Genomic DNA, 26,915 nt, shown 5'->3' with positions numbered 1-26,915 from the left:
ACTGGAACGAGCACCCCAGGCCGTTCGTCTGGACGAAGACCGCCGACGAGATCCTCGACAAAGTAGCCGCCTACTGCCGACGAATCCCCGACTCAGGTCACTAGGCCAGCTCGTGCGTCCAGCCGTGGACGTCCTCCGCCTTGCCCGTCTGGATGGCGAGCAGCGCGTCGCGCAGGCGCATCGTGACCTCGCCGGGCTCGCCGCCCGACTGCTGCCACTCGCCGCGCGTCGACTTCACCGTGCCGACCGGGGTGATCACCGCGGCCGTGCCGCAGGCGAAGACCTCGGTCAGGGTGCCGTTCTCGGTGTCCGCCTGCCACTGGTCGATGGAGACCCGGCCCTCCTCGGCCTCGTAACCGAGGTCCTTGGCGAGCTGCAGGAGCGAGTCACGGGTGATGCCGGCGAGCAGGGAGCCGGTGAGCGTCGGCGTCACGATCTTGTCGCCGTAGACGAAGTACAGGTTCATGCCCCCGAGCTCCTCGACCCACTTGTGCTCCACGGCGTCGAGGTAGGCGACCTGGTCGCAGCCCTTCGCCGCCGCCTCGGCCTGGGCCAGCAGGGAGGCCGCGTAGTTGCCGCCGGTCTTGGCGTCGCCCATGCCGCCGGGGACGGCGCGGACGCGGTCCTCCGAGAGCCAGATGGAGACGGGCTTCACACCGCCGGGGAAGTACGGTCCGGCGGGCGAGGCGATGACGACGAAGAGGTACTCGTTCGCCGGGCGCACCCCGAGGCCGACCTCGGTCGCGATCATGAACGGGCGCAGGTAGAGGGAGTCCTCGCCGCCGTGCGACGGAACCCATGCCTTGTCCTGCTGGACCAGCACGTCGCAGGCCTCGATGAAGGTCTCGACGGGCAGCTCCGGCATGGCCAGACGGCGCGCGGACGCCTGGAAGCGCCGGGCGTTGGCGTCGGGGCGGAAGGTGGCGACGGAGCCGTCGGGCCTGCGGTACGCCTTGAGGCCCTCGAAGATCTCCTGGGCGTAGTGCAGGACGTTCGTGGCCGGGTCGAGGGAGAGCGGGCCGTACGGCACGAGCTCGCCGTCGTGCCAGCCACGGCCCTCGGTCCACCGGATCGTCACCATGTGGTCGGTGAAGTGGCGGCCGAATCCGGGGCTGGCCAGGATCGCCTCGCGCTCCGCTTCGGACAGCGGGCTGGAGGAGGGCTTGAGCTCGATCGTGGGCGTCGTCATGAGTGCTTGTCCTTCACCGGTTGTGTGTGACGGACCGCGCTCACGCCGCTATCAGTGCTCTGCTAGGACGTCCGAGCTTTCCCGCATGCCGCGGCCCCACGTTCGATTATCGCCCGTGGGGACCGGTGCACGGAAACGGTGTGCATACGGTCCAGGATGTGATGGTGGCACCCTGCGACCGCATAGGTACAGCCGCCGGGTGCGGAATGCGACCCGGCGGCTGTGTGTGGCGTCAGTCGGCGGGTCAGCTCGCTACTCGTACCGCGAGCGCGTCGCCGATCTCGTCCGTCGTACGGACCGAGTCGCCGCGCTCGGTCAGGTCGGCGGCGACGGCCTGCTCGATGCGGCCGGCCTGGGTCTCGTAGCCGAGGTGGCGCAGGAGGAGGGCGACGGAGAGGACGGTGGCCGTGGGATCGGCCTTGCCCTGGCCCGCGATGTCGGGCGCGGAGCCGTGGACGGGCTCGAACATGGACGGGAACTCGCCGCTCGGGTTGATGTTGCCCGAGGCGGCGACGCCGATGCCGCCGGAGACGGCCGCGGCGAGGTCGGTGATGATGTCGCCGAAGAGGTTGTCGGTGACGATCACGTCGAACCGCTCGGGCTGCGTGACGAGGAAGATCGTCGCCGCGTCCACGTGCAGGTAGTCCGTGGTGACCTCGGGGAACTCCTCGGCCACCTTGTTGAAGATGTTGGTCCAGAGGTGGCCCGCGTACGCCAGGACGTTGTTCTTGTGGACCAGCGTCAGCTTCTTGCGCGGGCGGGCCTGGGCGCGGGCGAAGGCGTCACGGACCACACGCTCGACACCGAAGGCCGTGTTGACGGAGACCTCGGTGGCGACCTCGTGCGGGGTGCCGGTGCGGATGGAGCCGCCGTTGCCGGTGTACGGACCTTCGGTGCCCTCGCGGACCACGATGAAGTCGATCTCGGGCTGGCCCTTGAGCGGGGTCGACACGCCGGGGAGCAGCTTCGACGGACGCAGGTTCACGTGGTGGTCGAAGAGGAAGCGGAGCTTCAGCAGGAAGCCGCGCTCCAGCACGCCGGAGGGGACCGAGGGGTCGCCGATCGCGCCGAGCAGGATGGCGTCGTGCTGCTTGAGGGCCTCGACGTCGGCGTCGGTGAGGGTCTCACCGGTCGCGTGGTAGCGCTTGGCGCCGAAGTCGTACTCCTTCGTCTCCAGCTTCACATCCTGCGGAAGGGCGGCGGCGAGGACCTTCAGGCCCTGGGCCACGACCTCCTGGCCGATGCCGTCGCCGGGAATGACTGCGAGATTGATGCTGTGAGACATGTCGGCACCCTACTCCTCGTCCCAGCGGTTGACACGCACTGTCCACCATGCGGACGCTCTTGCCGGTCGCCGGGCCGGGGCGCACGAATCCGTTGGATTTCGTTCATCCGACGTCTGGCGCGGAGTCGTAAGTTACTGGCAAGTTGCCCGCCATGACTGAGGACACCCCACGCTTCGGTATCCCCGAGGCCCTCGCGCGTCGCATGTCCATGCCGGAGCAACACGAGTACCTGCGCGCGAAGTTGACGCGCCGTCGGATACTCGCCGGGTCGGTCGCGTCCGCCGCCGCGGCCGGGACCGGACTGCTCACCGCGACGCCGGCCGCGGCCGCTTCCCCCGCACTGGTCACGGCCCCGGCCACGGCCGCCGTGGACGGCTCGCTCGTCGCCCCGTTCGGCCGCCACCTCGCCTTCGGCGCCGATCCCACGACCCAGATGCGGATCTCCTGGCAGGTCCCCTTCGCCGTGGTCCGCCCGTACGTGCGCATCGGGCTCAGGCCGTGGGAACTGGGGGCGCGGATCGAGGCGGAGGTGCGCCCGCTGCACACTCCCTCGCTCTCCCGGAAGCTGCCGGCCGTCGACCAGTACTACCTGCACGCGGGGATCGACGGGCTGCGACCGGGGACGACGTACTACTACGGCGTCGGGCACCAGGGCTTCGACCCGGCGTCCCCGGAGCGGATCTCCACACTCGGTTCCTTCCGTACGGCTCCGGCGGTGCCCGAGACCTTCGTCTTCACCGCCTTCGGCGACCAGGGCGTCAGCTATCACGCCCTCGCCAACGACCAGCTGATCCTCGGCCAGAACCCGGCCTTCCACCTCCACGCCGGCGACCTCTGCTACGCGGACTCCACCGGCCAGGGCAAGGAGTCGGACATTTACGACGCCCGCGTCTGGGACCAGTTCCTGGCACAGACGGAGAGCGTGGCGGCGCGTGTGCCGTGGATGGTGACGACCGGGAACCACGACATGGAGGCGTGGTACTCGCCGAACGGTTACGGCGGCCAGTCGGCCCGCTTCTCGCTGCCGGCCAACGGTCCCGACCCGGTCCGAGCGCCCGGCGTGTACTCCTTCACCTACGGCAACGTCGGTGTCGTCGCGCTCGACGCCAACGACGTCTCGTACGAGATCCCGGCGAACAAGGGGTACACGGAGGGGCGGCAGACGGCCTGGCTCGACCGGCGGCTCGGCGACCTGCGCGCCCGGCCGGAGATCGACTTCCTGGTGGTCTTCTTCCACCACTGCGCCTACTCGACGTCCACGCACGCCTCCGACGGAGGGGTGCGCGACGCGTGGCTGCCGCTCTTCACCAAGCACCAGGTGGACCTGGTGGTCAACGGCCACAACCACGTCTACGAACGCACGGACGCGATCAAGGGCGGCGAGGTGGGGCGCCCGGTGCCGATCGGCGGAACGACCGACCCGACGCGCGACGGAATCGTGTACGTCACGGCCGGCGGCGCGGGCAAGGAGCTGTACGGCTTCGGGCTCGGCGTCCAGGACAGCTACGAGGGGCACGTCCACCACCACGAGCACATCGTGACGTACCACTGGACCAAGCTCCGGCTGCCGGACCCGGACACCGTGGAGTGGTCCCGGGTGCGCTACACCGGCTTCTCGTTCCTCGCGGTCGAGGCGGTGGCCGGTGCGGCACCGGTGCTCAAGGTCTCCGCGCTCGCCGAGACCGGCGAGCGCATCGACCACTTCGAGGTGCGGCGCTCGGCGCCGTGAAGGTCAGTGACCGGTCGATCCGCCGTTGTCACGGCGGTCGAGGGCCCGCTGGAGGGCGGCGGCGGCGTTCTTGCGGGCGTCGTCGCCGGGGCGGGTGACGGAGTGGCGGACACGACGGACGGCGGTCTCTGCGGCCATGGGGGATCGACTCCTTGAGATCAGTGGTGATCCGGGGATCGGAGATCAGTGATGATCGAAGGCGCCGGAAGGGGCGGGGAGCGGGCCCGCAGGGGTTGCCTGCACAGGGGCACCGCGCTCACGACCGCCATTCGCTGATGAAGCGAGACGTTCGGCTCCTACAAAGCTAGGACAGGCGGCCGCATCTGTCTCCACAATTACTCGGACTTCCTACTATCTGAGACGGCGATCATCGGACCGCGGCGCGCAGCTCCCGGATCAGAGCCCGTACGGCGAGGGATCGAGCCAGCTCAGGGGTGGTGACGTAGCCGACGGAGCGCGTCGGGCGCTCCGGACCGAGATCGGTGATCTGGACCGAGGGCGGTGCTCCGATCAGGGAGAGTTCCGGCATCACGGCCATGCCGAAACCACTGCTCACCATCGAGAGCACCGCTCCGTCGTCCTCGGCCTCGACGGTCGCCGACGGCAGCCAGTCCTGCTCCGCCCACCACGCGCGGGTGTAGGAGGTGCAGTTCTCCGTCCAGTCGACGAGCGGGAGCGAGCGCGGCGAGGAGTGCCCGGCCGGGTGGACGAGGGCGTACCCCTCCTCGACGAGCACTCCCCCGACCAGCTGCGGCGGTACGGGAGAGGTCGTCCCGATCGTCGCGATGCCGAGGTCCGCCCGCCCGTCCATGACCTCACCGGCGGTGCCGCGCCCCACCTCCCGTACGATCCGCACCTCCGGCAGGATCTCCGGGTGCCGGGCGGCCAGGCGCTCCAGGACTCCGGGCAGCAGATGCAGGGCGGCGCTGCGGAAGGCGGCGATCCGCAGCGGCCCGGCGAGGGTGCCGCCGGTCCCGTCGGCCACCCCACGCACCTCGGCGCCCATCACCTCCAGGAGCCGCAGCACCCGCCGGGCGTGGGCGAGGGCGCGTTCGCCGGCGGCGGTGGGGGTGGCGCCCGCGCGGCCGCGGTCGAAGAGGACGGCGCCGAGCTTGCGCTCGCTGGCGCGCACCGAGTGGGAGACGGCGGACTGGGTCATGCCGAGCGCGCCGGCGGCGGCGGAGAAGCCCCGCTCCTTCCCGACGGCGACGAGAATGCGCAGTTCGTGCGGCGCGAGGTCGGTCATGTGCGGCGCCCACCTGGGTGTATGAGGAGGATTCATGGATCGGGGTGGTCCGTCGACGCAGCCCCCTGCCCGCCCGCGGGATTCCTTCCTACGGTCTCCGGCATGACGAACGACACCATGATCACCGTCCAGCAGACCGCCCGCCCCGTGGGCTTCCCCACACTCGCGCACTTCGCCTTCGTCGAGGCACCCGTCCCCGACCCGGCCCCCGGCACCGCGCTCGTCGAGAACCTCCTCTGGTCGGTCGATCCGTACCACCGCGAGGCGATGGACGACGACTCCCTGTGGACGCTGAACGCGCCCATGGAGGGCCGCACCCTCGGGCGGGTCGTGGAGTCCCGCGCCCCGGGGCTCTCCCCCGGCGATCTGGTGCAGCACCGCAGAGGCTGGCGCACCCATTCCCTCGTCCGGCCCGACGAGGTGCGCCCGGTCCCCGGCTTCGACGGCGTCCCCCTGGCCGCGCACCTGAGCGTGCTGGGCGGGACGGGCCTTTCGGCGTACGTCGGTCTGACGCGGATCGCGCGGCTCCAGCCGGGCGAGGACCTGTTCGTCTCCGCCGCTGCCGGCGGCGTGGGGACGGCAGCCGGACGCTTCGCGCGGCTGCTGGGCGCGGGCCGGCTCGTCGGCAGCGCGGGCTCGGCGCGGAAGGTCGCCCATCTGACCGAGCGGGTCGGTTTCGACGCGGCCTTCGACTACCACGACGGGCCGGTCACCGAACTGCTCGCCGAGGCGGCCCCGGACGGGCTCGACGCCGTGCTCGACGGGGTGGGCGGCGACCATCTGGAGGCGTCGATCGCCGCCCTGCGGGAGCACGGCCGGATCGCCTGGGTCGGTGCCGTAGCGCAGTACCACGCGCTCTCCGCTCCCCCGGCCGCCCCGCGTAACCTCTTCGACCTGGTCGGCAAGAGCATCCGGCTCGAAGGGTTCCTGGTGAGCGACCACGGAGACGCGCAGCAGGAGTTGTACGACTTCGCGGTGCCGCACCTGCGGAGCGGGCGGCTGCCGCTGGACGTGACGGTGGTGGAGGGCTTCGAACACATCGTGGCGGCGTTCCTCGGGATGCTGCGCGGCGAGAACACGGGAAAGATGCTGGTGTCCCGGCCGGGCGGCTGATCTAGCCTGGAGCGGCGCGAGGAACGGGGAGGGGGCCTGACCGGCCCGCCGCCGCGCCGTACGGACCATGCTCAGCCCAGGGGGAACGACACGATGACCACGGACACCGCCCACGAGCCCGCCCACGGGGGCGCCTACTTCGACGAGCTCGCCGCCGCGCTGCGGAGCGCCGGTGTGCCGCGGGAGCAGATCGACTGCACCGTGGCCGATCTGCGAGGCCATCTCGCGGCGACGGGGACGGGCCCGGAGGCGGAGTTCGGCCCGGCCGCCGCGTTCGCGGCGCGGCTCGGAGGGCTCGCCCCGCTGCCCGGCGAGCCGGACGGGACGGCGGAGAGCTGGACCTGGACGGCGGACCTCTTCAACGACCGGCGGATGCTGGCGGTCCACGGCGACCGGGGCTGGGAGGTGGAGTCGCTGGACGCCCTCGGCCGGTTCGTGTGCCGCCGGGCGCCCGGGGTGGCGCTGCGCTGGGAGTACCGGCGCGAGGTGATCGGCGGTCGGCGCCGCGAGATGGTCCTGGGCGAGCTGGAGCCCGAGGGCTGGGAACTGTGCGGCGAGTGGATGGTGTACGGCTACTTCAAGCGCCCGAAGGCGGCCCGCACGGGCCCGGCGGAACAGGCCGGGGCATCCCGCGGCCGGCTGTTCCTGAGCCGCCGGGGGAAGGTGGCGATGGCCGTCTGGGCGGTGGCCGCGCTGACATGTCTGGGCGTGGCGCTGACGGAACTCGGGCTGCCGGGTTACGTCATCGCGCTGTTCGGGGTGGGCTGGGCGATCTCGGCGACGTACACGGCGAAGCTGGAGACGCAGCGGGCTCACGCCCGGCAGGGTGGCTGACCGCTCGTCACATCACGTCGCCGTCACGCCAGTCGAAGGCGAGCGGGGCGGCGGGATCGGGCAGGACCCGGCCCTCCGCCGCCTTCAGGAAGGTCGACCCCTCCTCCTCCGGGAGGCGGGCGGACCCCTCGGGCCCGAGCACCTCGATCGGCCCCTCCCAGAGGTGCCAGCCCCGCGCCGCGTAGAGCGCGGCTCCGTCGTCGGACGCGGACAGCGCCCCGAAGGCGTACGCCCCGTCGATCACCCGCTCCAGCTCGGCCATGAGCAGCCCCGCGAGCCCCTGCCGCCGCCGGTCCGCCCGGACGCCGACGCCTTCGACGTACCCCACGCGGTACGAACGGCCCCGGTGGAGGGCGCGCCGCATGATGACGCTGCCGTGGGCCGCGATGCCCCGCTCGTCCTCGATCCAGGCGTGGATGCCACCGAGGGCGTGGTCCCAGTCCTCGTCGGAGAACTCGCCGCCGAAAACGGCGTCGAGCATCTCCCTTACGGCGCGCAGTCGTTGGGGTCCGAGTTCATGGGTGGGAGCGATGTGCAGGGAGTCGGCCACGGAACCAGTCTGCCATCCTCCCGTGGCCCGGCGCCTGCCCTGAGCCGCCCGGTGGGCTCGAAGGCTCCGGCACACCACAGAGCCGGCGTACAGCCTGACAACTGCGTCTCACCGCAGGCGGGTTCGTGAGAGCCCTTCGCTCCCTTTCGGTGTTGCCGGGACCCCGAGGTCTGGAACGCGTCCGCATGCCGACGCCCCTTCAGGCCGGCGCATGAGAACCGCCCCCGTCCTCGGTTGGGGGACCGAGGAAGGGGGCGGTGTCAGGGGGTGGGCCTCAGGAGGCCCGGGGGCGTCAGCCCATGTGGGGGTAGCCGTAGTCGGTCGGCGGGACCAGGGTCTCCTTGATCGCGCGGGTCAGCGTCCAGCGCATCAGGTTCTGCGGGGCGCCGGCCTTGTCGTTGGTGCCGGACGCGCGGCCGCCACCGAAGGGCTGCTGGCCGACGACGGCGCCGGTCGACTTGTCGTTGATGTAGAAGTTGCCCGCGGCGAAGCGGAGCTTCTCCATCGTGTACGCGGCGGCCGCGCGGTCGCCCGAGATGACCGAGCCCGTCAGGGCGTAGTCCGAGACCGACTCCATCTGGGTCAGCATCTCGTCGTACTTCTCGGCGGAGCTGTCGTCGTAGACGTGGACCGCGAGGATCGGGCCGAAGTACTCGGTCGTGAAGACCTCGTTCTCCGGGTCCGAGCACTCGATGACGGTCGGGCGGACGAAGTAGCCCTCGGAGTCGTCGTAGGTGCCGCCCGCGACGACCGTGCAGGTCGGGTCGGCCTTCGCGCGGTCGATCGCGGCCTTGTTCTTGGCGAACGCGCGCTCGTCGATCACGGCACCGATGAAGTTCGACAGGTCGGTGACGTCACCCATCCTGATGCCGTCGACCTCGGCCGCGAACTCCTCCTTGAAGCCGGAGTTCCAGATCGAGGCCGGGATGTACGCGCGCGAGGACGCGGAGCACTTCTGGCCCTGGAACTCGAAGGAGCCGCGGGTCAGCGCGGTCTTCAGGACCGCGCGGTCGGCGCTCGGGTGCGCGACGACGAAGTCCTTGCCGCCGGTCTCACCGACGATCCGCGGGTACGAGCGGTACTTCTCGATGTTGTTGCCGACCGTCTTCCACAGGTGCTGGAAGGTCTTGGTCGAACCCGTGAAGTGGATGCCGGCCAGGTCGCGGTGGTTCAGGGCCACCTCGGAGACGGCGATGCCGTCGCCCGTCACCAGGTTGATGACACCCTTCGGCAGGCCGGCCTCCTCCAGGAGCTCCATGAGGAGCACGGCGGAGTGGGTCTGCGTCGGGGACGGCTTCCAGACCACCACGTTGCCCATGAGGGCGGGGGCGGTGGGCAGGTTGCCCGCGATGGCCGTGAAGTTGAACGGCGTGATCGCGTAGACGAAGCCCTCCAGCGGGCGGTGGTCCAGACGGTTCCACACGCCCGGGGAGTTCGCCGGCGGCTGCTCGGCCAGGATCTGGCGGGCGTACGCCACGTTGAAGCGCCAGAAGTCGACGAGCTCGCAGGGGGTGTCGATCTCGGCCTGCTGGGCGGTCTTGGACTGGCCGAGCATGGTGGAGGCGGCCAGCGTCTCGCGCCACGGGCCGGCCAGCAGCTCGGCGGCGCGCAGGATGATCGCGGCGCGGTCGTCGAAGGACATCGCGCGCCAGGCCGGGGCGGCGGCCAGGGCCGCGTCGATGGCGTCCTGGGCGTCCGCCTCGGTGGCCGCGGCGAAGGTACCGAGGACGGCCTTGTGGTTGTGCGGCTGGACGACGTCGAAGCGCTCGCCACCGCCCATGCGCTTGACGCCGCCGATGGTCATCGGCAGCTCGCGCGGGTTCTCGGCCAGCTCCTTGAGCTTGGCCTCCAGACGGAGACGCTCGGCGGAACCGGGGGCGTAGCTGTGCACCGGCTCGTTGACCGGAGCGGGGACCTGGGTGACAGCGTCCATGAGTCTCGTAACTCCTTGTGAGAGGTGGGCTCAGCCCTTGGTGAGGATGGAGCGGGCGAAGAAGAGGAGGTTGGCCGGCTTCTCCGCGAGGCGGCGCATGAAGTAGCCGTACCAGTCCGTGCCGTAGGCGGTGTAGACGCGCATGCGGTGCCCCTCGGCGGCGAGACGGTTCTGTTCCTCGCTGCGGATGCCGTACAGCATCTGGAACTCGTACTCGTCCAGTTTGCGCCCGGCGCGGCGGGCCAGCTCCTGGCCGATGGAGATGAGCCGCGGGTCGTGCGAGCCGATCATCGGGTAGCCCTCGCCGTCCATCAGGATCTTCATGATCCGGACGTACGCCTTGTCGATCTCGGGCTTGTCCTGGAGGGCGACGGACGCCGGCTCCTTGTAGGCGCCCTTCACGATGCGGACGCGGGAGCCGTCGGCGGCGAGGCGGCGGGCGTCCTCCTCGGTGCGGAAGAGGTACGCCTGGATGACGCAGCCGGTCTGCGGGAAGTCCTTCCGCAGCTCCTGGTGGATGGCGAACATCGAGTCGAGGGTGGTGTGGTCCTCGGCGTCGAGGGTGACCGTGGTGCCGATCTCGGCGGCGGCCTCGACGACCGGGCGGACGTTGGCCAGGGCCAGCTCGTGTCCGTTCGGGAACGCGGTTGCGGGCCCGGAGGGCCCTCCGGCGAGCGACGGGAGGGACTGCCCGAACATCGACAGCTTCACCGACATCTCGGCGCGCTCGCCGAGGCCCAGTTCCTTGAGGCGGCCGATGAGCTCCAGGTAGGCGTCCCGGGCGGCGTAGGACTGCTCGACGGTGGTGATGTCCTCGCCGACGACGTCGAGGGTGACCTCAAGGCCCCGGCCGGTGATGTCCTGGACGATCGGGATGACGTCCTCGACCGTCTCACCGGCGATGAACCGGTCGACGACCTGCTTGGTCCCGGGGGCGGCCGACACGAAGCGGCGCATCTTGTCGCTGCGGGACGCGGCGAGGATCACGGGACCCAGCACGGGCCACCTCCTGGAGAAACGGGGTGCAGAGAACGTGCTGTACCCGAACCCACGGAACATATCGGGAACAGCACGAAGAACCACCGTGAAACCTAAGGATCGCTCCGATCCTCTGCCATCGACAGCTGTCACGCATCTGTGGACGGCATCTCAGACATCTGTATGAAGGAAGAGCGCTCGGGTGCGAGAATGGCCGCGTGAAGGGCGATTACCAGGAGCTGGTGGACGAGATCTCGACGCTGCTCGGCGCTCCGGCGACGCTGGAGAACCGGGATTTCGGCCTGATCGCCTTCGGCGCCCACGACAGCGACAGCTTCTTCGACGAGACCGCGCTCGACCCGGTCCGCACCCGCTCGATCCTGACCAGGAAGTCGACCCCGGCGGTCCGCGCCTGGTTCGAGGGGTTCGGGATCACCCGGGCGACCGGCCCGGTGCGGATCCCGGCGGCCCCGGACGCGGGCGTCCTGCGGGACCGGATCTGTCTGCCGGTACGGCACCGGGGCGTCGTCCTCGGTTACGTCTGGCTGCTCGACGCCGAGCCGGGGCCGACGCACGAGCAGCTCACGGCGGCGATGGAGGTCGCGACCCGGATCGGCGGGCTGCTCGCGGACGAGGAGCGGGCGGGCGCCGACCTCTCCCGGGAACTGCGGGCGAGTCTGACGGCCGAGCGCGGCTGGCAGTACGACATGGCGCTCGCGGCCCTGCGCACGGCGCTGGGCCCGGACGCGGAGGGCCTGCACGCACTGGTCTGTGTGGCCCCCTGGCCCAACGAGGACGGCCCGTCCTCCCGTACGGTCCCGAGCGCGGCGGCGCTGTGCACGGTGCCGTGGGGCGGCCCGGGCGGCGCCGTTTCCGCCAAAAGCGGGGGCAGGGAAGGGGCGGACGCACACGCGGGTGGCGACGAGCCGGCCGGCCCGACCGCCGCGCCGCGGGCGCTGGCCGCGCTGATCCGGCTGCGCTCGGCCGACAACCTCGCCCCGGCGACGGCCGCCGCCAACCAGCTGAGGGACGCCGCGGGCCCCAAAGCCGTCGCGGGCGTCGCCGACCCACGGCGCGGGCTCCCCTCCCTCGACACCGCCTGGCGCGAGGCCGGCGCCGCGGCCCGCGCGGCGACCGCACAGCCTTCGCTCGGCCCGCTCGCGCGATGGGCCGCCATCGGCCCCTACCGTCTGCTCACCGGCCTCCCCGCGGCCGAGCCGGACCCCGCGGTCCGCGCGCTGCTCGGCCCCGCCCACGGTGAACTGGCCCGCACGGCCGAGGTGTTCCTCGACCACGCGGGCCAGGCCGGGCGCACGGCGGCCGCCCTCGGCATCCACCGCCAGACCCTCTACTACCGCCTCTCCCGCGTGGAACAGCTCACCGGCCTCGACCTCGACGCGGGCGAGGACCGCCTGCTGCTCCACATGGCGCTCAAGGCGGCGAAGCTGTAGGAACGGCTCCGAAAGCACGGCCGCGATCGGCTCCACGGGGGCGAATCCAAGCCGGAGCCGGCCCGTGACGACGAGAACCCTCCAGTAACATGGCGCTTTCCCCCAGGAGGAGTTGCCCAGTGGAGTTCCGGCTGCTCGGAGCGGTTTCCGTCGCCACCGGGGCCGGTGAACTGCCACTCGGCCCCGCCAAGCGGCGCAGCCTCCTCGCCGCCCTGCTGCTGAGGCCCAACCGTCCCGTGCCGGTCGAGCGGTTGACGGACGCCCTGTGGGACGAGGAGCCGCCGCCGCGCGCCCGCAGCGTCATCCAGGGCCACGTGTCGCGCCTTCGCGGCCTGCTCGCCGACGCGGAGGCCGAGTCGTTCGGCGTGGAGCTGGTCACCCAGGGCACCGCGTACGTCCTGCGGATGCCGCAGACCCTGCTGGACGCCCACCGCTTCGAAGAGCTGGTGACCCTCGCCCGCGGCCAGACCGCACCGGCCGACGCCGTGGCGATGTACCAGGAGGCGCTCTCCCTCTGGCAGGGGCCCGCGCTGACCGGCGCGTACCCGAGCAAGCCCCTCCAGGCCGCCGCCCACGCGCTGGAGGAACTCCGCCTCGCCACCGTGGAGTTGCTCGCCACGGCGTACACGCGACTGGGCGAGCACGCGCGGGCCGCTGCCGTGCTGCGCGCGGAGGCCGAGGCCCATCCGCTGCGCGAATCGCTGGCCGCCGCGCTCATGCGGGCGCTGCGGCGCGCGGGGCGCCGCTCGGAGGCGCTCGACTGGTTCCACCGCACGCGTCGGCTTCTCGCCGACGAACTGGGCGTCGACCCCGGCCGGGAGCTGGCGGACGCCTACGCGGTGGCCCTGCGCGGGGAGGACGACGACACGGAGGACGCTTCGGCTCCGGCCCAGCCGCCGGCCACGCGTGAACGGCCGGCGTCGCCGAGTGCCTACCGCCACCCCGCGCCCTCGCCCCCCACCGCCCGCCCCGCCGAGGCGGTCGACCTCCTCCCCCGTATGCCACGCGGCTTCCACGGCCGGACCGGTGAACTCACCGCGCTGTCCCGGGCCGCCGCCGGCGAGGCGCCGGTCTGTCTGGTCACCGGACCGGCGGGGGTCGGGAAGACGGCCCTCGTCGTCCACTGGGCCCACCGCAACCGCGCCCTGTTCCCCGGCGGCCTGCTCTACACCGACCTGCGCGGCTTCAGCGACACCGGAGAGCCGACCCACCTCGAAGTGCTGCGCGAGTTCCTGCTGGCCCTCGGCGTCGCACCGCGCCGGATCCCCGAGTCGACGAGCGGCGCGTCGGCGCTGTTCCGGTCACTCGCCGCCGACCGTCAACTCCTCGTCGTACTCGACAACGCGCGCGGCTCCGAGCAGGTCAGGGAGCTGCTGCCGGGCGGGGCCCGGTGCGTCACGGTGGTCACCAGCCGGTACCGGCTGCGCGGCCTGATCGCCTCCGACGCGGCCCGTCCCGTTCCCGTGGACGTCCTCGAAGCGGAGGACGGCACCGCCCTGCTCGCCGCGGTGCTCGGCAAGGAGCGGGTGCTCGCCGAGGCCGTGGCCGCCAGGCGCCTCGCCGAGCTGTGCGGCGGACTTCCCCTCGCGCTGCGGGTGGCCGCCGCCAGACTGGCGGATCAGCCGGAATGGTCGCTGAACGCGATGAGCACCGCACTGTCCGACGAGTCCCGGCGGCTGAGTCTCCTCGACGTGGAGGACACGGGTGTACGAGCGGCGCTCAGGCTCACCGTGCGCGGGCTGCCCGAGGACATCGCGCACCACTTCGCCCACCTGGGCCGCCACCCCGGGACGCATGTCGACCGGTACACGACGGCGGCGCTGGCCGGCACGGACCCGGCCACCGCCGAGGCCGCGCTGGACGTGCTGACCTCGGCGCACCTGGTCGCCCGGACGGCGCCGGGGCGCTGGACGCTCCACGATCTCGTACGGCTCTACGCGCGCGACCTGGACGCCGGTCCCGAGGCCGTCCTCCGCGTGCTCGACCACATGGTGGCCACCGCCCTTGCCGCCGCGGATGCCGCCGAGCCGGGCGCCGAGTCGTGCTTCGCGCTGCCGGACGACTTCCGCCGGCCGGCGGCGGTACGGAAGTTCACGGACCGCGAGCAGGCCATGGCCTGGTACGCCGCCGAGCGCGACGACCTCGCCCTGGCGGCGGCCGCGGCGCACGCCGCCCGCCTGCACGGAAGGACCTGGCGGATCGTGCTGGCCCTGTGGCCGCAGATGGTGTGGCGGGTCAGGGACGGCTGGACCCCTCTCCTTGAGATGGCGCTGGAGGCGGCCAGGGCCGACGGCGACGCACGCGCCGAGGCGCGGGTCCTCGCCCTGCTCGGATGGGTGCTGACCGAGGAGGGCCGCACGGCGGAGGCGCTGGTCCATCTGGAGGCGGCCCCCAAGCTGGCCGCGCTGGCGGACGATCCGCGCGGGGAGGCGACCGCGCTGGTGAATCTGTCGCTGGCGCAGGCGGCGCTCGGCAGTCCGGAGGAGGCGGCCGAGGGGTGCGTACGGGCGGCCGGGCTGGCGCGCGCCTCCGGGGACCGGCACACCGAGCGCCTGGCGCTGCACCACCTCGCCCGCCATCGGCTGGACACCGGGGAGTGGCGGCGGGCCCTCGACACCGCGCTCGCCGCGCTCGCCCTCGACAGCCCCTGGGACGCCTCGGCGGCCTCGCGGGTGCTGCTGCTCACGGCGGCCGGAGAGGCACTGCTGGGTCTCGGCGACGAGGCCGAGGGCATCCGGCGGCTGGAGGACGCGGCGCGCGAGGCGGAGTCGTTCGGCTACGACGAGGGGACGGTACGGGCCCTGGGCGCGCTGCTGCGGGTGTCGGCGGACGTGGGGCTGCGGGCGCGGTACGACACGGCGATGGTCCGCCTCATGGCCCGTACCTGACCCCACCGGCTCCGGCTCCGCGGTAGTCCCGCTCCTCCGTCAGTCGCGCTCCCCCATCAGGACCTTGAGCCCCTCCGTCAGGTCGTCCGCCGTCGGGGCCGTCTCCGGGTCCACCATCCACTGGATCATCACGCCCGTCGCGAGCGCCTGACAGAGCAGCCCGGCGACCCGGGCCTTCTCGGGGTCGGCCTCCGGGTCGAGGCCGAGGAACACCTCGGCCATCCCCAGACGGCCCTCCCGCTGCGGCTCCTTGATCGCCTCACGGAGCTTCTCGTCGTCGTCGAGGCGGGTCACGACCTCGGTCTGGAGCTTCCAGACCGGGCGACTGGCGTCGGCCGCCGCGATGACCTGCTCCCAGACGGTGTGGAAGCGCTGGTACGGGTCGGCCGGCAGCTCCTTGCGGCCGTCGCCGCTTCCCGCCGGGCCGACCTGGTTGCCCCACTCCTCCGTCAGCGCGAGGAACGCCTGCTGGAGCAGGGCCTCCTTGGAGCCGTAGTGGTAGCCGATGGAGGCGAGGTTGGTGCCCGAGGCTGCGACGACGTCGCGGGCTGTGGTGCGGGCGTAGCCCTTCTCCAGGAGGCAGCGCTTGGCGCCTTCGAGCAGATCTTCGCGATGTCCCATGACAGCACTGTACCCGGCTGCTAGACGGGCGTGTAAGACGATCGTCTAGCAGCCGGGTACGGGAGCCCTGAAGGCGCTGAAGGCGTCAGACCAGGTTGACCGAGCGGGCCGAGGCGGCGCCGATCTCCTCGGAGATGTCCGCGAGCACCGCCGCCGGGACGGTGTCGTCCACGGTGAGGACGACGAGCGCCTCGCCGCCCTCCTCGGCGCGGGCGACCTGCATGCCCGCGATGTTCAGTCCGGCCTCGCCGAGGATCCGGCCGACCGTGCCGACGACACCCGGACGGTCCTCGTAGCGCAGGACCACCATGTGGTCGGCGAGGGCGACGTCCACGTCGTAGTCGCCGACCGCGACGATCTTCTGAAGGTGCTTGGGGCCGGCCAGCGTGCCGGAGACCGCGACCTCCTCGCCGCTCGAGAGCGTGCCGCGCACGGTGACCACGTTGCGGTGGTCGGGCGACTCCGAGCTCGTCGTCAGACGGACCTCGACACCGCGCTCCTGCGCGAACAGCGGGGCGTTGACGTACGACACGGTCTCGTCGACGACGTCCTCGAACACACCCTTGAGCGCGGAGAGTTCGAGCACCTTCACGTCGTGCTGGGTGATCTCGCCGTACACCTCGACGTCGAGGCGCGCCGCGACCTCGCCCGCCAGCGCGGTGAAGATCCGGCCGAGCTTCTCGGCGAGCGGCAGGCCCGGCTTGACGTCCTCGGCGATGACACCGCCCTGGACGTTGACCGCGTCCGGGACCAGCTCGCCGGCGAGCGCCAGGCGCACCGATCGCGCGACCGCGATACCGGCCTTCTCCTGGGCCTCGTCCGTGGACGCGCCGAGGTGCGGGGTGCAGACGACCTGGTCGAGCTCGAAGAGCGGGGAGTCCGTGCAGGGCTCCTTCGCGTACACGTCGAGACCGGCGCCGGCGACCCGGCCCTCCTTGAGAGCCGAGAACAGCGCGGCCTCGTCGACGATCCCGCCGCGCGCGGCGTTGACGATGCGGACGCTCGGCTTGACCTTGTGCAGCGCCTCGTCACCGATGAGACCGAGGGTCTCGGGGGTCTTCGGCAGGTGGACGGTGATGAAGTCGGCGACCTCCAGGAGCTCGTCCAGGGCCAGCAGCTTCACCCCCATCTGGGCGGCGCGGGCCGGCTGCACGTAGGGGTCGTAGGCAACGATCTTCATGCCGAACGCGGACATCCGCTGGGCGACCAGGACGCCGATCCGGCCGAGGCCGACGACGCCGAGCGTCTTCTCGCTCAGCTCGACGCCCGTGTACTTCGAGCGCTTCCACTCGCCGTTCTTCAGCGCCGTGTTGGCCTGCGGGATGTTGCGGGCGGTGGCGACGAGCAGGCCGCAGGCGAGCTCGGCGGCGGTGACGATGTTGGAGGTCGGGGCGTTCACGACCATCACGCCGGCCTTGGTGGCGGCGGAGACGTCGACGTTGTCCAGACCGACACCGGCACGGGCGACGACCCGGAGCTTGTTCGCGGCGGCGATGGCCTCCGCGTCGACCTTGGTCGCGGAGCGGACCAGGATCGCGTCCACATCGGCGATGGCGGGGAGCAGCTCGGCGCGGTCGGCGCCGTTGCAGTGCCGGATCTCGAAGTCCGGGCCCAGCGCGTCGACGGTGGCGGGCGACAGCTCTTCAGCGATGAGTACGACAGGTTTCGAGCTCACGTGAGTCCTCACAGATGCAGTGCGGACGGCCGTCCCGACGGCCGCAGGCGGTGGAGGGGCTAGCCGCGTGGAAGACGCACGACGCTGTGGGCCTGAACGCGAATGTGGTTGAGAGTGTAGTGCCGCTTCGGCGCACTTCCTGCGCCTCGTTGGAAGGATCACCCGTCCGTGGTTGGACGGCGTGTCCAACGATGCGGGACGGGGCCGGACGCAGCGTCCGACCCCTCCGCCCGGGGCTTACGCCTCCTCGTCGTTCACCCAGCTCATGAGCTTGCGCAGCTCCTTGCCGGTGGTCTCCAGGAGGTGCTTCTCGTCCTGGGTCTTGTACTCGTTGTACTTCTTCAGGCCGCCGTGGTACTCGTCCATCCAGTTCTTGGCGAACGTGCCGTCCTGGATCTCGGTGAGCACCTTCTTCATCTCGGCCTTGGTGGCGTCGGTGATGATGCGCGGGCCGGTGATGTAGTCGCCCCACTCGGCGGTCTCGGAGACCGACCAGCGCATCTTCTCCAGGCCGCCCTCGTACATGAGGTCGACGATGAGCTTCAGCTCGTGGAGGCACTCGAAGTACGCGATCTCCGGCTGGTAGCCGGCCTCGACCAGGGTCTCGAAGCCCGCCTTCACCAGCGCGGACGCGCCACCGCAGAGGACGGCCTGCTCACCGAACAGGTCGGTCTCGGTCTCCTCGGTGAAGGTCGTCTTGATGACGCCGGCGCGCGTGCCGCCGATGGCCTTGGCGTAGGAGAGCGCCAGGGCGAAGGCGTTGCCGGTCGCGTCCTGCTCGACGGCGGCGATCGCGGGGACGCCGCGGCCCTCCTCGTACTGGCGGCGGACCAGGTGGCCCGGGCCCTTAGGGGCGACCAGGGCGACGTCGACGTTGGCCGGGGGCTTGATGAAGCCGAAGCGGACGTTGAAGCCATGGGCGAAGAACAGCGCGTCGCCGTCCTCCAGGTTGTCCTTGACGGACTCCTCGTAGACCTTGGCCTGGATCGGGTCCGGGATGAGGATCATGATGACGGAGGCCTCGGCGGCCGCCTCGGCGGGCGTGACCACGCGCAGGCCCTGCTCCTCGGCCTTGGCCTTGGACTTGGAGCCCTCGTGCAGACCGACGCGGACGTCGACACCCGAGTCACGGAGCGACAGCGCGTGGGCGTGGCCCTGGCTGCCGTAACCGATCACCGCGACCTTGCGGCCCTGGATGATGGACAGGTCGGCGTCGTCGTCGTAGAACAGCTCGGCCACTGGGAATCTCCTTGATGTGCTGGTGTTGCGTCCCACCGTACGGCGGGGAGCGGAAGGAAGGTTTTCGGGTCTCGCCAGGCGGACCGCCGGACGGACCGGCGGTTGACCGCCCGGCGGTCCGTGAGGGGTCAGGCGCTGCGGTCGAGGGAGCGCAGGGACCGGTCCGTGATGGACCGGGCACCACGCCCTATGGCGATCGTGCCGGACTGCACGAGCTCCTTGATGCCGAACTGCTCCAGCATCTTGAGCATCGCGTCCAGCTTGTCACTCGAACCGGTGGCTTCGATGGTGACCGCCTCGGGGGAGACGTCCACGGTCTTGGCGCGGAACAGCTGGACGATCTCGACGATCTGGGAGCGGGTCTCGTTGTCGGCACGGACCTTCACCAGGACGAGCTCGCGCTGGATCGCGGCGCTGGGCTCGAGTTCGACGATCTTCAGGACGTTGACCAGCTTGTTGAGCTGCTTGGTCACCTGCTCCAGGGGCAGGTCCTCGACATTGACCACGATGGTGATGCGGGAGATGTCGGGGTGCTCGGTGACACCGACGGCGAGCGAGTCGATGTTGAAGCCGCGGCGGGAGAACAGCGCGGCGATCCGAGCGAGGATGCCGGGGGTGTTCTCCACCAGGACGGAGAGCGTGTGCCTAGTCATGTGCGTCGTTCCTCTTCCTACGGCTCTTCGTCTCAGTCGTCTTCGTTGTCGCCGAAGTCGGGGCGCACGCCCCGGGCGGCCATGACCTCGTCGTTGGAGGTGCCGGCGGCGACCATCGGCCAGACCTGGGCGTCCTCGTGGACGATGAAGTCGACGACGACCGGGCGGTCGTTGATGGCGTTGGCCTCGGCGATGACCCTGTCCAGGTCGGCCGGGTCCTCGCAGCGCAGGGCGACACAGCCCATGGCCTCGGACAGCTTGACGAAGTCCGGGATGCGGGTGCCCTTGGAGGGCTCCAGGCCGGTGGCCTCCGGGCCGGAGTGCAGCACGGTGTTGGAGTAACGCTGGTTGTAGAAGAGGGTCTGCCACTGGCGGACCATTCCGAGGGCGCCGTTGTTGATGATGGCGACCTTGATCGGGATGTTGTTGAGCGCGCAGGTGACCAGCTCCTGGTTGGTCATCTGGAAGCAGCCGTCGCCGTCGATCGCCCAGACGGGGCGGTCCGGCATGCCGGCCTTGGCGCCCATGGCGGCCGGGACCGCGTACCCCATCGTTCCGGCGCCGCCGGAGTTCAGCCAGGTGGCCGGCTTCTCGTAGTCGATGAAGTGGGCGGCCCACATCTGGTGCTGGCCGACGCCGGCCGCGTAGATGGTGTCGGCGGGGGCGAGCTGGCCGATGCGCTGGATGACCTGCTGCGGGGAGAGGCTGCCGTCCTCGGGCTGGTCGTAGCCGAGCGGGTAGGTCTCGCGCCAGCGGTTGAGGTCGCTCCACCAGGCGGTGTAGTCGCCCTTGTTCCCCTCGCTGTGCTCGGCCTGGACGGCCTGGACCAGGTCGGCGATGACCTCGCGGGCGTCACCGACGATCGGGACGTCGGCGGCGCGGTTCTTGCCGATCTCGGCCGGGTCGATGTCCGCGTGGACGATCTTGGCGAACGGCGCGAAGCTGTCCAGCTTGCCGGTGACGCGGTCGTCGAAGCGGGCTCCGAGGGCGACGATCAGGTCGGCCTTCTGCAGCGCGGTGACGGCGGTGACCGCACCGTGCATGCCCGGCATTCCCACGTGCAGCGGGTGGCTGTCGGGGAACGCGCCCAGCGCCATCAGGGTGGTGGTGACGGGGGCGCCGGTGAGCTCGGCGAGGACCTTCAGCTCGGCGGTGGCGCCGGCCTTCAGGACGCCGCCGCCGACGTACAGGACGGGGCGCTTGGCGGCGGTGATGAGCTTCGCGGCCTCGCGGATCTGCTTGGCGTGCGGCTTGGTCACCGGGCGGTAGCCGGGCAGGTCGGTCTGCGGCGGCCAGCTGAAGACGGTCTTCGCCTGGAGGGCGTCCTTGGCGATGTCGACCAGGACCGGGCCGGGGCGGCCGGTGGAGGCGATGTGGAACGCCTCGGCGATCGTCCTCGGGATGTCCTCGGCCTTGGTGACCAGGAAGTTGTGCTTGGTGATCGGCATCGTGATGCCGCAGATGTCCGCCTCCTGGAAGGCGTCCGTGCCGATGGCCTTCGAGGCGACCTGGCCGGTGATCGCGACGAGCGGGACGGAGTCCATGTGCGCGTCGGCGATCGGGGTGACCAGGTTGGTGGCGCCGGGTCCGGAGGTCGCCATGCAGACGCCGACCCTGCCGGTGGCCTGCGCGTAGCCGGTGGCGGCGTGGCCCGCGCCCTGCTCGTGGCGGACCAGGATGTGGCGGACCTTCTTGGAGTCCATCATCGGGTCGTACGCGGGGAGGATGGCGCCGCCCGGAATACCGAAGACGGTGTCGGCCCCCACTTCCTCGAGAGAACGGATGAGGGACTGCGCACCCGTGACGTGCTCGACGGTGGTGGCGGACTGTCCGCCGCTACGGGCCCGCGGCTGCGGATGGTGCCCGGTGGCCTGCTCGGTCATCAGCATTCTCTTCTCGAAGCAGAGGGTTTTTGCGAGGTTTTGCGAGGGTTTGGCGGGAGCCGGTGCAACAAAAAACCCCTCGTGCCGGGAGGCAAGCGAGGGGAGCGCGTCGGTAGCGTTCAAGCCGGGCCGTTCGTGGCCCCGCTTCAGCCGACGCGCTTTCCAAGTACGAGAATTCGGGTGCGCATGGCACTGACCCTCCCCCCGACGCACTGTCAGTGTCAAGTGGGTGGGACAGGCGTCTCATTATTTGAGCGGATCGGGGGAGGGGCCGAGGGGCGGTTCCCGACCGGAACCGGAACCGCGCCGGGGAGCGGGTACTCGCCCCGTACGAGCGCGCGGCGCAGCCGGTACTCGTCGAGCGGGCCGGAGAAGGCCAGGCCCTGCCCGTGCGTGCAGCCCATGGCCCGCAGGGCGAGCACCTGCTCCGGGACGTCCACGCCGTCGGCGACGGACTGCAGCCCGAGGTCGGCGGCGATCCGCAGGAGTCCGCTGGTGATCTTGCGCAGCCGGGCGGACTCCACCACGCCCTCGACCAGCTCTCTGTCCAGTTTCAGGACGTCCACGGGGAGCCGGCGCAGCGCGTTGATCGCCGCGTAGCCGCTGCCGAAGCCGTCGAGGGCGATCCGTACGCCGAGCCGGCGCAGGGCCACCAGACGCTGTTCGAGTTCGTCGAAGGAGATTCTGGGGTCACTGTCGGCGAGCTCGATCATCAGGGACCCGGAGGGCAGGGCGTGCCGGGTCAGCAGGGCCTCCACGGAGCCGAGCGGCAGGGAGCGGTCGAGCAGCCGGCGGGCGGAGAGCCGGATGGAGACCGGTGTGCGGTGGCCGATTCCGGCCCGTTCGGCGGCCTGCTCCACGGCCTGCTCCAGGAGCCACCGGCCGAGCTCGGCGGTGCGCTCGCCGTCCTCGGCGACGCGCAGGAACTCCGCCGGGGTGAAGAGGATGCCCTGGGTGGAGCGCCAGCGGGCCTGGGCGGCGACGGCGGCGATCCGGCCGGTGGTGAGGTCGACCACGGGCTGGTGGAGCAGGGCGAACTCTCCGCCGTGCAGCGCGGTGCGCAGCCGGGTGGCCAGTTCCGTCCTGCGGACGATCTCCGTCTGCATCTGCGGGGCGTACATCTCGACGCGGTCCTTGCCTGCGGCCTTGGCCCGGTACATGGCCAGGTCGGCGTTGCGCAGCAGGTCGCCGGCGCTGATGCCGGGCTCGGCGAAGGCGACGCCGATGGAGGCGGCGACCCGCACGTCGTTCCCGCCCTCGAGGTGGTACGGCTGGGAGAGGGTGAGCCGGAGCCGGTCGGCGATCTCGTGGACCTGGCACTCGCGGTCCGACCGGTCCCGCCCGCCGTCGCCGAGGATGAGGGCGGCGAACTCGTCCCCGCCGAGGCGGGCCGCGGTGTCCCCGGCCCGAACGGAGTCCTGGAGGCGGCGGGCGGCCTGGACGAGCAGCTCGTCGCCGGCCTGGTGGCCGAGCCGGTCGTTGACGCCCTTGAAGCCGTCGAGGTCGATGAAGAGCACAGCGGTGCCGGGGTCGGTGGAACGGCGGCCGGCGAGTGCCTGGCGGACGCGCTGGGTGAACAGCGCCCGGTTGGGCAGGTCGGTGAGCGGGTCGTGCTCCGCGTTGTGCTGCAACTGCGCCTGGAGGCGCACGCGTTCGGTGACGTCCCGGCTGTTGAAGATGAGCCCGCCCTGGTGCCGGTTGACGGTGGACTCGACGTTGAGCCAGTCTCCGCGTCCGGAGCGGAAGCGGCATTCGATCCGGGTCGTGGGCTCCTCCGCGGGGGAGGCGGCCAGGAACCGGCGCACTTCGTGGACCACGCCGCCGAGATCCTCGGGATGGATGAGGGAGGCCAGTTCGGAGCCGATCAGCTCCTCGGCGTCCCGCCCGTAGACCCCCGCGGCGGCGGGGCTCACGTAGCGGAGTATGCCGCTGGGTGCGGCGATCATGATGACGTCGCTGGAGCCCTGCACCAGGGACCGGAAGTGATTCTCTTTCTGGGCCAGTTCGTGGGTGAGGGCGATGTTGTCGAGGAGCATGATGCCCTGCCGCAGGACGAGGGCGAGCACGACCGTGCAGCCGGTGAAGACGACCACGCGGTCCACTCTGCGTCCCTCGACGACGTTGTACAGGATGCCGAGCGTGCAGACCGCCGCGGCGAGATACGGGGTGAGCGCGGCCAGCGATCCGGCCACGGGGCGACTGTGGAGGCGCTGACCGCACGGCGGAACGGCTCCGTCGCCGCCACCGCGCGCGCCCCAGGGGGCGTACGCGAGGAGCAGCGAGCCCGCGAACCACCCCGCGTCGAGCAGCTGGCCCGAGCTGTAGTTCTCGCGCAGCAGCGGGGAGGTGAACAGGGCGTCGCACAGGACGGTGATGGCGAGGGCGGCGATGGCGGTGTTGATGGCCGAGCGGTTCACGTGGGATCGGCGGAAGTGCAGGGCGAGGACCATGCTGACGAGGACGATGTCGAGCAGCGGGTAGGCCAGCGAGAGCGCGGCCCGGGCGACGCTCTCGCCATCGAAGTGCGCGGTGTGGGCGAGGGCGAGGCTCCACGAGAGGGTGAGCAGCGAGCCGCCGATGAGCCAGGCGTCGAGCCCGAGACAGACCCAGCCGGCCCGGGTGACGGGCTTCTTGGCGAGCACCAGCAGGCCGACGATCGCGGGCGGCGCGAAGAGCAGGAAGAAGAGGTCGGCGACGGACGGGCTGGGCACGTCCCGTCGGAGCACGACCTCGTACCACCCCCAGACGGCGTTCCCGGCGGCGGCCATGACGGAGGAGAAGGCGAAGAGCAGCCAGGCGGGTCGGAAGCGGCTCTCCCGGACGCAGGCGTAGAGGGAGCAGGAGACACAGGCGGCGAGGGCGGCGGCGCTGAGGCCGAAGTCGCCCATCACCAGTGCCAGTCGCTCCGAGCCCCAGCCGAGCGCGGCTCCCGTGGCGTAGCCCGCGCAGATCACGCCGAGGACGATCTGGGCGAGGACGGGGGCGGTCCCGGAGCGCGCGACCGCGGGCCCGGGGCGCCCGGGACGGGGACGGGGGCCCGGGACCGTGGCGCCTCCGGTGACGGGACCGCGCTCGGCGAGCGCCCCGCGGGTACTCATCGCGGCCTCCGGGGTCTCGTCCGCACCGTCGCGGCCGGGCCCCTCCGGCAAGCCGGGACGCTCTCCCCGCACGTGCGGGGCGTCGTCACCACCGCGCGCGTGCGTCGCGTCGGCGGCGTCGTCCGCAGCGGCGGCACGCCGGTCGGCCTGGGCGGAGAGGGCGGCGCCGTGCCCGCGGCGCCGGCGGGGCACGTCGGGCCCTGCGGCGTCGTCGCGCGCGAGGGTCGTCGACGGCGGCGCCGCCGCGTCGGATCGTCGGTCCATCGGCCGTACTTCACCCGTCGCCCCCCTCGGACTCTGATGATCCGTCACTTCGCTCCCCGGCGTCATTTGGTACGCGACGCGGCCCCCCGTTCCGGGACGATACACCAGGACCGTCACAGAGCGACAGGGCTGCTGTACGCTCCGTGACGGCCCCCTGGGGTCGCGGCGGGCGCGTCGAGGGGCGCACGCCGCAGGGGACGAGCTCAGGTGGTGAGCACCACGTTCGCCAGCCGTTCCCCCGCCGCGAACCGGGTCAGCTGGGCCGCGATCAGCCGTGTGGCACGGGGCATGAACGCCGAAGTGGAACCGCCGACATGGGGGCTCACCAGGACACCGGGAGCGTGCCACAACGGGTGGCCGGGCGGGAGCGGTTCGGGATCGGTGACGTCGAGCGCGGCGCGGATCCGGCCGTTCTCGACCTCCTTGAGCAGCGCGGCGGTGTCCACGACGGGGCCCCGGGCCACGTTCACCAGAAGGGCACCGTCCTTCATCCGGGCGAGAAACGCCGTGTCGGCGAGGTGGTGGGTCTCCGGGGTGAGCGGAGTGGACAGGACGACCACGTCGGCCTGCGGCAGCAGGGCGGGCAGTTCCGACAGCGGCAGCACCGGACCGCGCTCCGTGGTGCGTGCGGAGCGCGCGACCCGCACCACCCGCGCGCACTCGAAGGGCGCGAGCCGGTCCTCGATGGCGGCGCCGATCGACCCGTACCCGACGATCAGGACGGACTTGTCGGCGAGCGCCGGATAGAAACCGGCGCGCCACTCCTCGGCGTCCTGGCCGCGGACGAAGCCGGGAATGCCGCGCAGGGAGGCGAGGATCAGAGCGAGGGTGAGCTCGGCGGTGCTCGCCTCGTGGACGCCCTTGGCGTTGCACAGTTCCACCCCGGGCCGCAACAGGCCGAGTCCGGGCGTCACATGGTCGATCCCCGCCGAGAGCGTCTGCACGGCACGCACCGATGTCATCTCCGCGAGCGGCCGGACGGCGATCTCCGAGCCCTTCATGTACGGGACCACGTAGAAGGCACACCGCGCCGGATCGGCGGGGAAGTCGGGACCGCCGTCCCAGAAACGGTAGTTCAGGCCCGACGCGCCCGGCTCGGGGAGCCCTTCGATCTCGTCCACGGGAATCGGAAGCCACACGTCAGCGGTCGTGTCATCGAGTGTCATGACCGGGAGGCTATGCGAAGAATCCCGTACCGCATTGGTTACTTTGGGGGACGGCACAGGGAGGGGTACCGGCAGGTGGAGCGCAGGACTATCGGGGCGGCGGCGCTCGACGTGGGCGCGGTCGGTCTGGGCTGTATGCCGATGAACTGGGCCTACAGCGCTTCGCAGCAGCGCGGCGACCGCTCACTGCGCGCGGTGCACGCGGCGCTGGACGCCGGGGTGAGCCTGCTCGACACCGCCGACATGTACGGGCCGTTCACGAATGAACTGCTGCTGGGGCGGGTCCTCAAGGAGCGCAGGGCCGATGTCTTCGTGTCGACGAAGTGCGGTCTGCTGGTGGGCGACCAGCATGTGGTCGCCAACGGCCGGCCGGGGTACGTACGGCGGGCCTGCGACGCCTCGCTGCGGCGCCTGCAGACGGACGTGATCGACCTCTACCAGCTGCACCGGGCGGACCCCGAGGTGCCGGTCGAGGAGACCTGGGGCGCGATGGCCGAGCTGGTCGCGGCGGGCAAGGTGCGGGCGCTCGGTCTGTGCGCGGTGGGGGCCAGGGCGGCGCGGCGGGGCGGGGCGGATCTGTACGAGGGAACGATCCGCCTGCTGGAACGCGTCCAGCAGGTCTTCCCGGTGAGCGCGGTGGAGGCCGAGCTGTCGGTGTGGTCGCCGGAGGCCCTGGAGCGGCTGCTGCCGTGGTGCGAGGCGCGGGGCGTGGGGTTCCTGGCCGCGATGCCGCTGGGGAACGGCTTCCTGACCGGGACGCTGACCCCGGGCGGCGGCTTCGAGCCGGACGACCCGCGGGCCCGGCACCCGCGCTTCACGGCGGAGATGATGGCGGCGAACCAGCCGCTGGTGGCGGGGCTGCGGCGGGTGGCGGCCCGGCACGGCGAGACGGTGACCCCGGCGCAGGTGGCGCTGGCGTGGGCGCTGGCGTGCGGCCCGCACGTGGTGCCGATTCCGGGGACGAAGCGGGAGCGCTGGGCGGTGGAGAACGCGCGGGCGGCCGAGCTGGTACTGACGCCGGCGGATCTCTCCGAGATCGCGAGGCTGCCGGCGCCGCGGGGCTCGTGGGACTGACCCGCGCGGCGCGGAGCTCGTGGGACTGACCCGCGCGGCGCGGAG

20 protein-coding genes are annotated in these 26,915 nt (G+C 71.7%); 6 read left to right on the top strand and 14 right to left on the bottom strand.

What is annotated here, in order from left to right; translation table 11 throughout:
* Positions 1-100: 100 nt before the first annotated feature.
* Positions 101-1,189: a branched-chain amino acid aminotransferase gene (locus IE136_RS25780; protein ID WP_158990827.1), complete on the bottom strand. Its 1,089-nt coding sequence runs from the start codon at positions 1,187-1,189 to the stop codon at positions 101-103.
* Between the two features lie 244 nt (positions 1,190-1,433).
* The gene (locus IE136_RS25775; protein ID WP_158990825.1) at positions 1,434-2,474 is read right to left on the bottom strand and encodes a 3-isopropylmalate dehydrogenase; all 1,041 of its coding nucleotides are present in this window, start codon (positions 2,472-2,474) and stop codon (positions 1,434-1,436) included.
* 152 nt (positions 2,475-2,626) lie between these two features.
* Here IE136_RS25775 and IE136_RS25770 point away from each other — a divergent pair, with 152 nt between their 5' ends.
* On the top strand, positions 2,627-4,204 hold the full coding sequence (locus tag IE136_RS25770; RefSeq protein ID WP_189601520.1) for a purple acid phosphatase family protein: 1,578 nt from the start codon (positions 2,627-2,629) through the stop codon (positions 4,202-4,204).
* Between the two features lie 3 nt (positions 4,205-4,207).
* Here the strand turns inward: IE136_RS25770 and IE136_RS36475 are convergent, their stop codons facing one another.
* Together IE136_RS36475 and IE136_RS25765 are read right to left on the bottom strand one after the other, a co-directional pair.
* A complete protein-coding gene (locus tag IE136_RS36475) occupies positions 4,208-4,342 on the bottom strand; it encodes a hypothetical protein (RefSeq protein ID WP_268247958.1) in 135 nt (44 codons plus the stop codon).
* A gap of 229 nt (positions 4,343-4,571) precedes the next feature.
* On the bottom strand, positions 4,572-5,450 hold the full coding sequence (locus tag IE136_RS25765; protein WP_158990823.1) for a LysR family transcriptional regulator: 879 nt from the start codon (positions 5,448-5,450) through the stop codon (positions 4,572-4,574).
* 102 nt (positions 5,451-5,552) lie between these two features.
* Here IE136_RS25765 and IE136_RS25760 point away from each other — a divergent pair, with 102 nt between their 5' ends.
* Together IE136_RS25760 and IE136_RS25755 are read left to right on the top strand one after the other, a co-directional pair.
* Entirely contained in the window at positions 5,553-6,563 is a 1,011-nt protein-coding gene (locus tag IE136_RS25760) for an MDR family NADP-dependent oxidoreductase (RefSeq protein WP_158990821.1), read from the top strand.
* Positions 6,564-6,656: 93 nt separating this feature from the next.
* The gene (locus IE136_RS25755) at positions 6,657-7,397 is read left to right on the top strand and encodes a hypothetical protein (protein ID WP_189601519.1); all 741 of its coding nucleotides are present in this window, start codon (positions 6,657-6,659) and stop codon (positions 7,395-7,397) included.
* A 7-nt stretch (positions 7,398-7,404) separates the two neighbouring features.
* On the opposite strand, the gene IE136_RS25750 is transcribed toward IE136_RS25755, so the two are convergent.
* The 3 genes from IE136_RS25750 to IE136_RS25740 form a co-directional block, all read right to left on the bottom strand.
* Positions 7,405-7,947: a GNAT family N-acetyltransferase gene (locus IE136_RS25750; protein ID WP_158990817.1), complete on the bottom strand. Its 543-nt coding sequence runs from the start codon at positions 7,945-7,947 to the stop codon at positions 7,405-7,407.
* Between the two features lie 292 nt (positions 7,948-8,239).
* Positions 8,240-9,880 (bottom strand): L-glutamate gamma-semialdehyde dehydrogenase, encoded by a 1,641-nt coding sequence (pruA, locus tag IE136_RS25745; protein WP_158990815.1) that lies wholly within the window; start codon positions 9,878-9,880, stop codon positions 8,240-8,242.
* A 30-nt stretch (positions 9,881-9,910) separates the two neighbouring features.
* On the bottom strand, positions 9,911-10,879 hold the full coding sequence (locus IE136_RS25740; RefSeq protein ID WP_158990813.1) for a proline dehydrogenase family protein: 969 nt from the start codon (positions 10,877-10,879) through the stop codon (positions 9,911-9,913).
* 197 nt (positions 10,880-11,076) lie between these two features.
* Between IE136_RS25740 and IE136_RS25735 the strand changes: the two genes are divergently transcribed.
* Positions 11,077-12,309, top strand: coding sequence for a PucR family transcriptional regulator (locus IE136_RS25735; RefSeq protein ID WP_158990811.1), 1,233 nt, complete (start codon positions 11,077-11,079; stop codon positions 12,307-12,309).
* A 119-nt stretch (positions 12,310-12,428) separates the two neighbouring features.
* Complete coding sequence (locus IE136_RS25730; protein ID WP_189601518.1) at positions 12,429-15,197, top strand: AfsR/SARP family transcriptional regulator; 2,769 nt, start codon at positions 12,429-12,431, stop codon at positions 15,195-15,197.
* 39 nt (positions 15,198-15,236) lie between these two features.
* Here the strand turns inward: IE136_RS25730 and IE136_RS25725 are convergent, their stop codons facing one another.
* The 7 genes from IE136_RS25725 to IE136_RS25695 all read right to left on the bottom strand — a co-directional run bounded on the left by IE136_RS25725 (position 15,237) and on the right by IE136_RS25695 (position 25,796).
* The gene (locus IE136_RS25725; RefSeq protein WP_158990807.1) at positions 15,237-15,818 is read right to left on the bottom strand and encodes a TetR/AcrR family transcriptional regulator; all 582 of its coding nucleotides are present in this window, start codon (positions 15,816-15,818) and stop codon (positions 15,237-15,239) included.
* A gap of 85 nt (positions 15,819-15,903) precedes the next feature.
* A complete protein-coding gene (serA, locus tag IE136_RS25720; protein ID WP_158990805.1) occupies positions 15,904-17,493 on the bottom strand; it encodes a phosphoglycerate dehydrogenase in 1,590 nt (529 codons plus the stop codon).
* Between the two features lie 237 nt (positions 17,494-17,730).
* Complete coding sequence (gene ilvC / locus IE136_RS25715; protein ID WP_158990803.1) at positions 17,731-18,732, bottom strand: ketol-acid reductoisomerase; 1,002 nt, start codon at positions 18,730-18,732, stop codon at positions 17,731-17,733.
* Positions 18,733-18,860: 128 nt separating this feature from the next.
* The gene (gene ilvN / locus IE136_RS25710) at positions 18,861-19,385 is read right to left on the bottom strand and encodes an acetolactate synthase small subunit (RefSeq protein WP_158990801.1); all 525 of its coding nucleotides are present in this window, start codon (positions 19,383-19,385) and stop codon (positions 18,861-18,863) included.
* 32 nt (positions 19,386-19,417) lie between these two features.
* Entirely contained in the window at positions 19,418-21,268 is a 1,851-nt protein-coding gene (locus IE136_RS25705; RefSeq protein WP_158990799.1) for an acetolactate synthase large subunit, read from the bottom strand.
* 221 nt (positions 21,269-21,489) lie between these two features.
* Positions 21,490-24,366 (bottom strand): putative bifunctional diguanylate cyclase/phosphodiesterase, encoded by a 2,877-nt coding sequence (locus IE136_RS25700; protein WP_189601533.1) that lies wholly within the window; start codon positions 24,364-24,366, stop codon positions 21,490-21,492.
* Positions 24,367-24,833: 467 nt separating this feature from the next.
* Positions 24,834-25,796 (bottom strand): 2-hydroxyacid dehydrogenase, encoded by a 963-nt coding sequence (locus tag IE136_RS25695; protein WP_189601517.1) that lies wholly within the window; start codon positions 25,794-25,796, stop codon positions 24,834-24,836.
* A 75-nt stretch (positions 25,797-25,871) separates the two neighbouring features.
* Between IE136_RS25695 and IE136_RS25690 the strand changes: the two genes are divergently transcribed.
* Complete coding sequence (locus tag IE136_RS25690; RefSeq protein WP_158990795.1) at positions 25,872-26,870, top strand: aldo/keto reductase; 999 nt, start codon at positions 25,872-25,874, stop codon at positions 26,868-26,870.
* Positions 26,871-26,915: the final 45 nt, after the last annotated feature.

The organism is Streptomyces lateritius (genome assembly GCF_014649715.1).
Lineage (GTDB): Bacteria > Actinomycetota > Actinomycetes > Streptomycetales > Streptomycetaceae > Streptomyces > Streptomyces lateritius.
The sequence above is the reverse complement of the archived record's forward strand: the minus strand, read 5'-3'. Positions and strand labels throughout refer to the sequence as shown.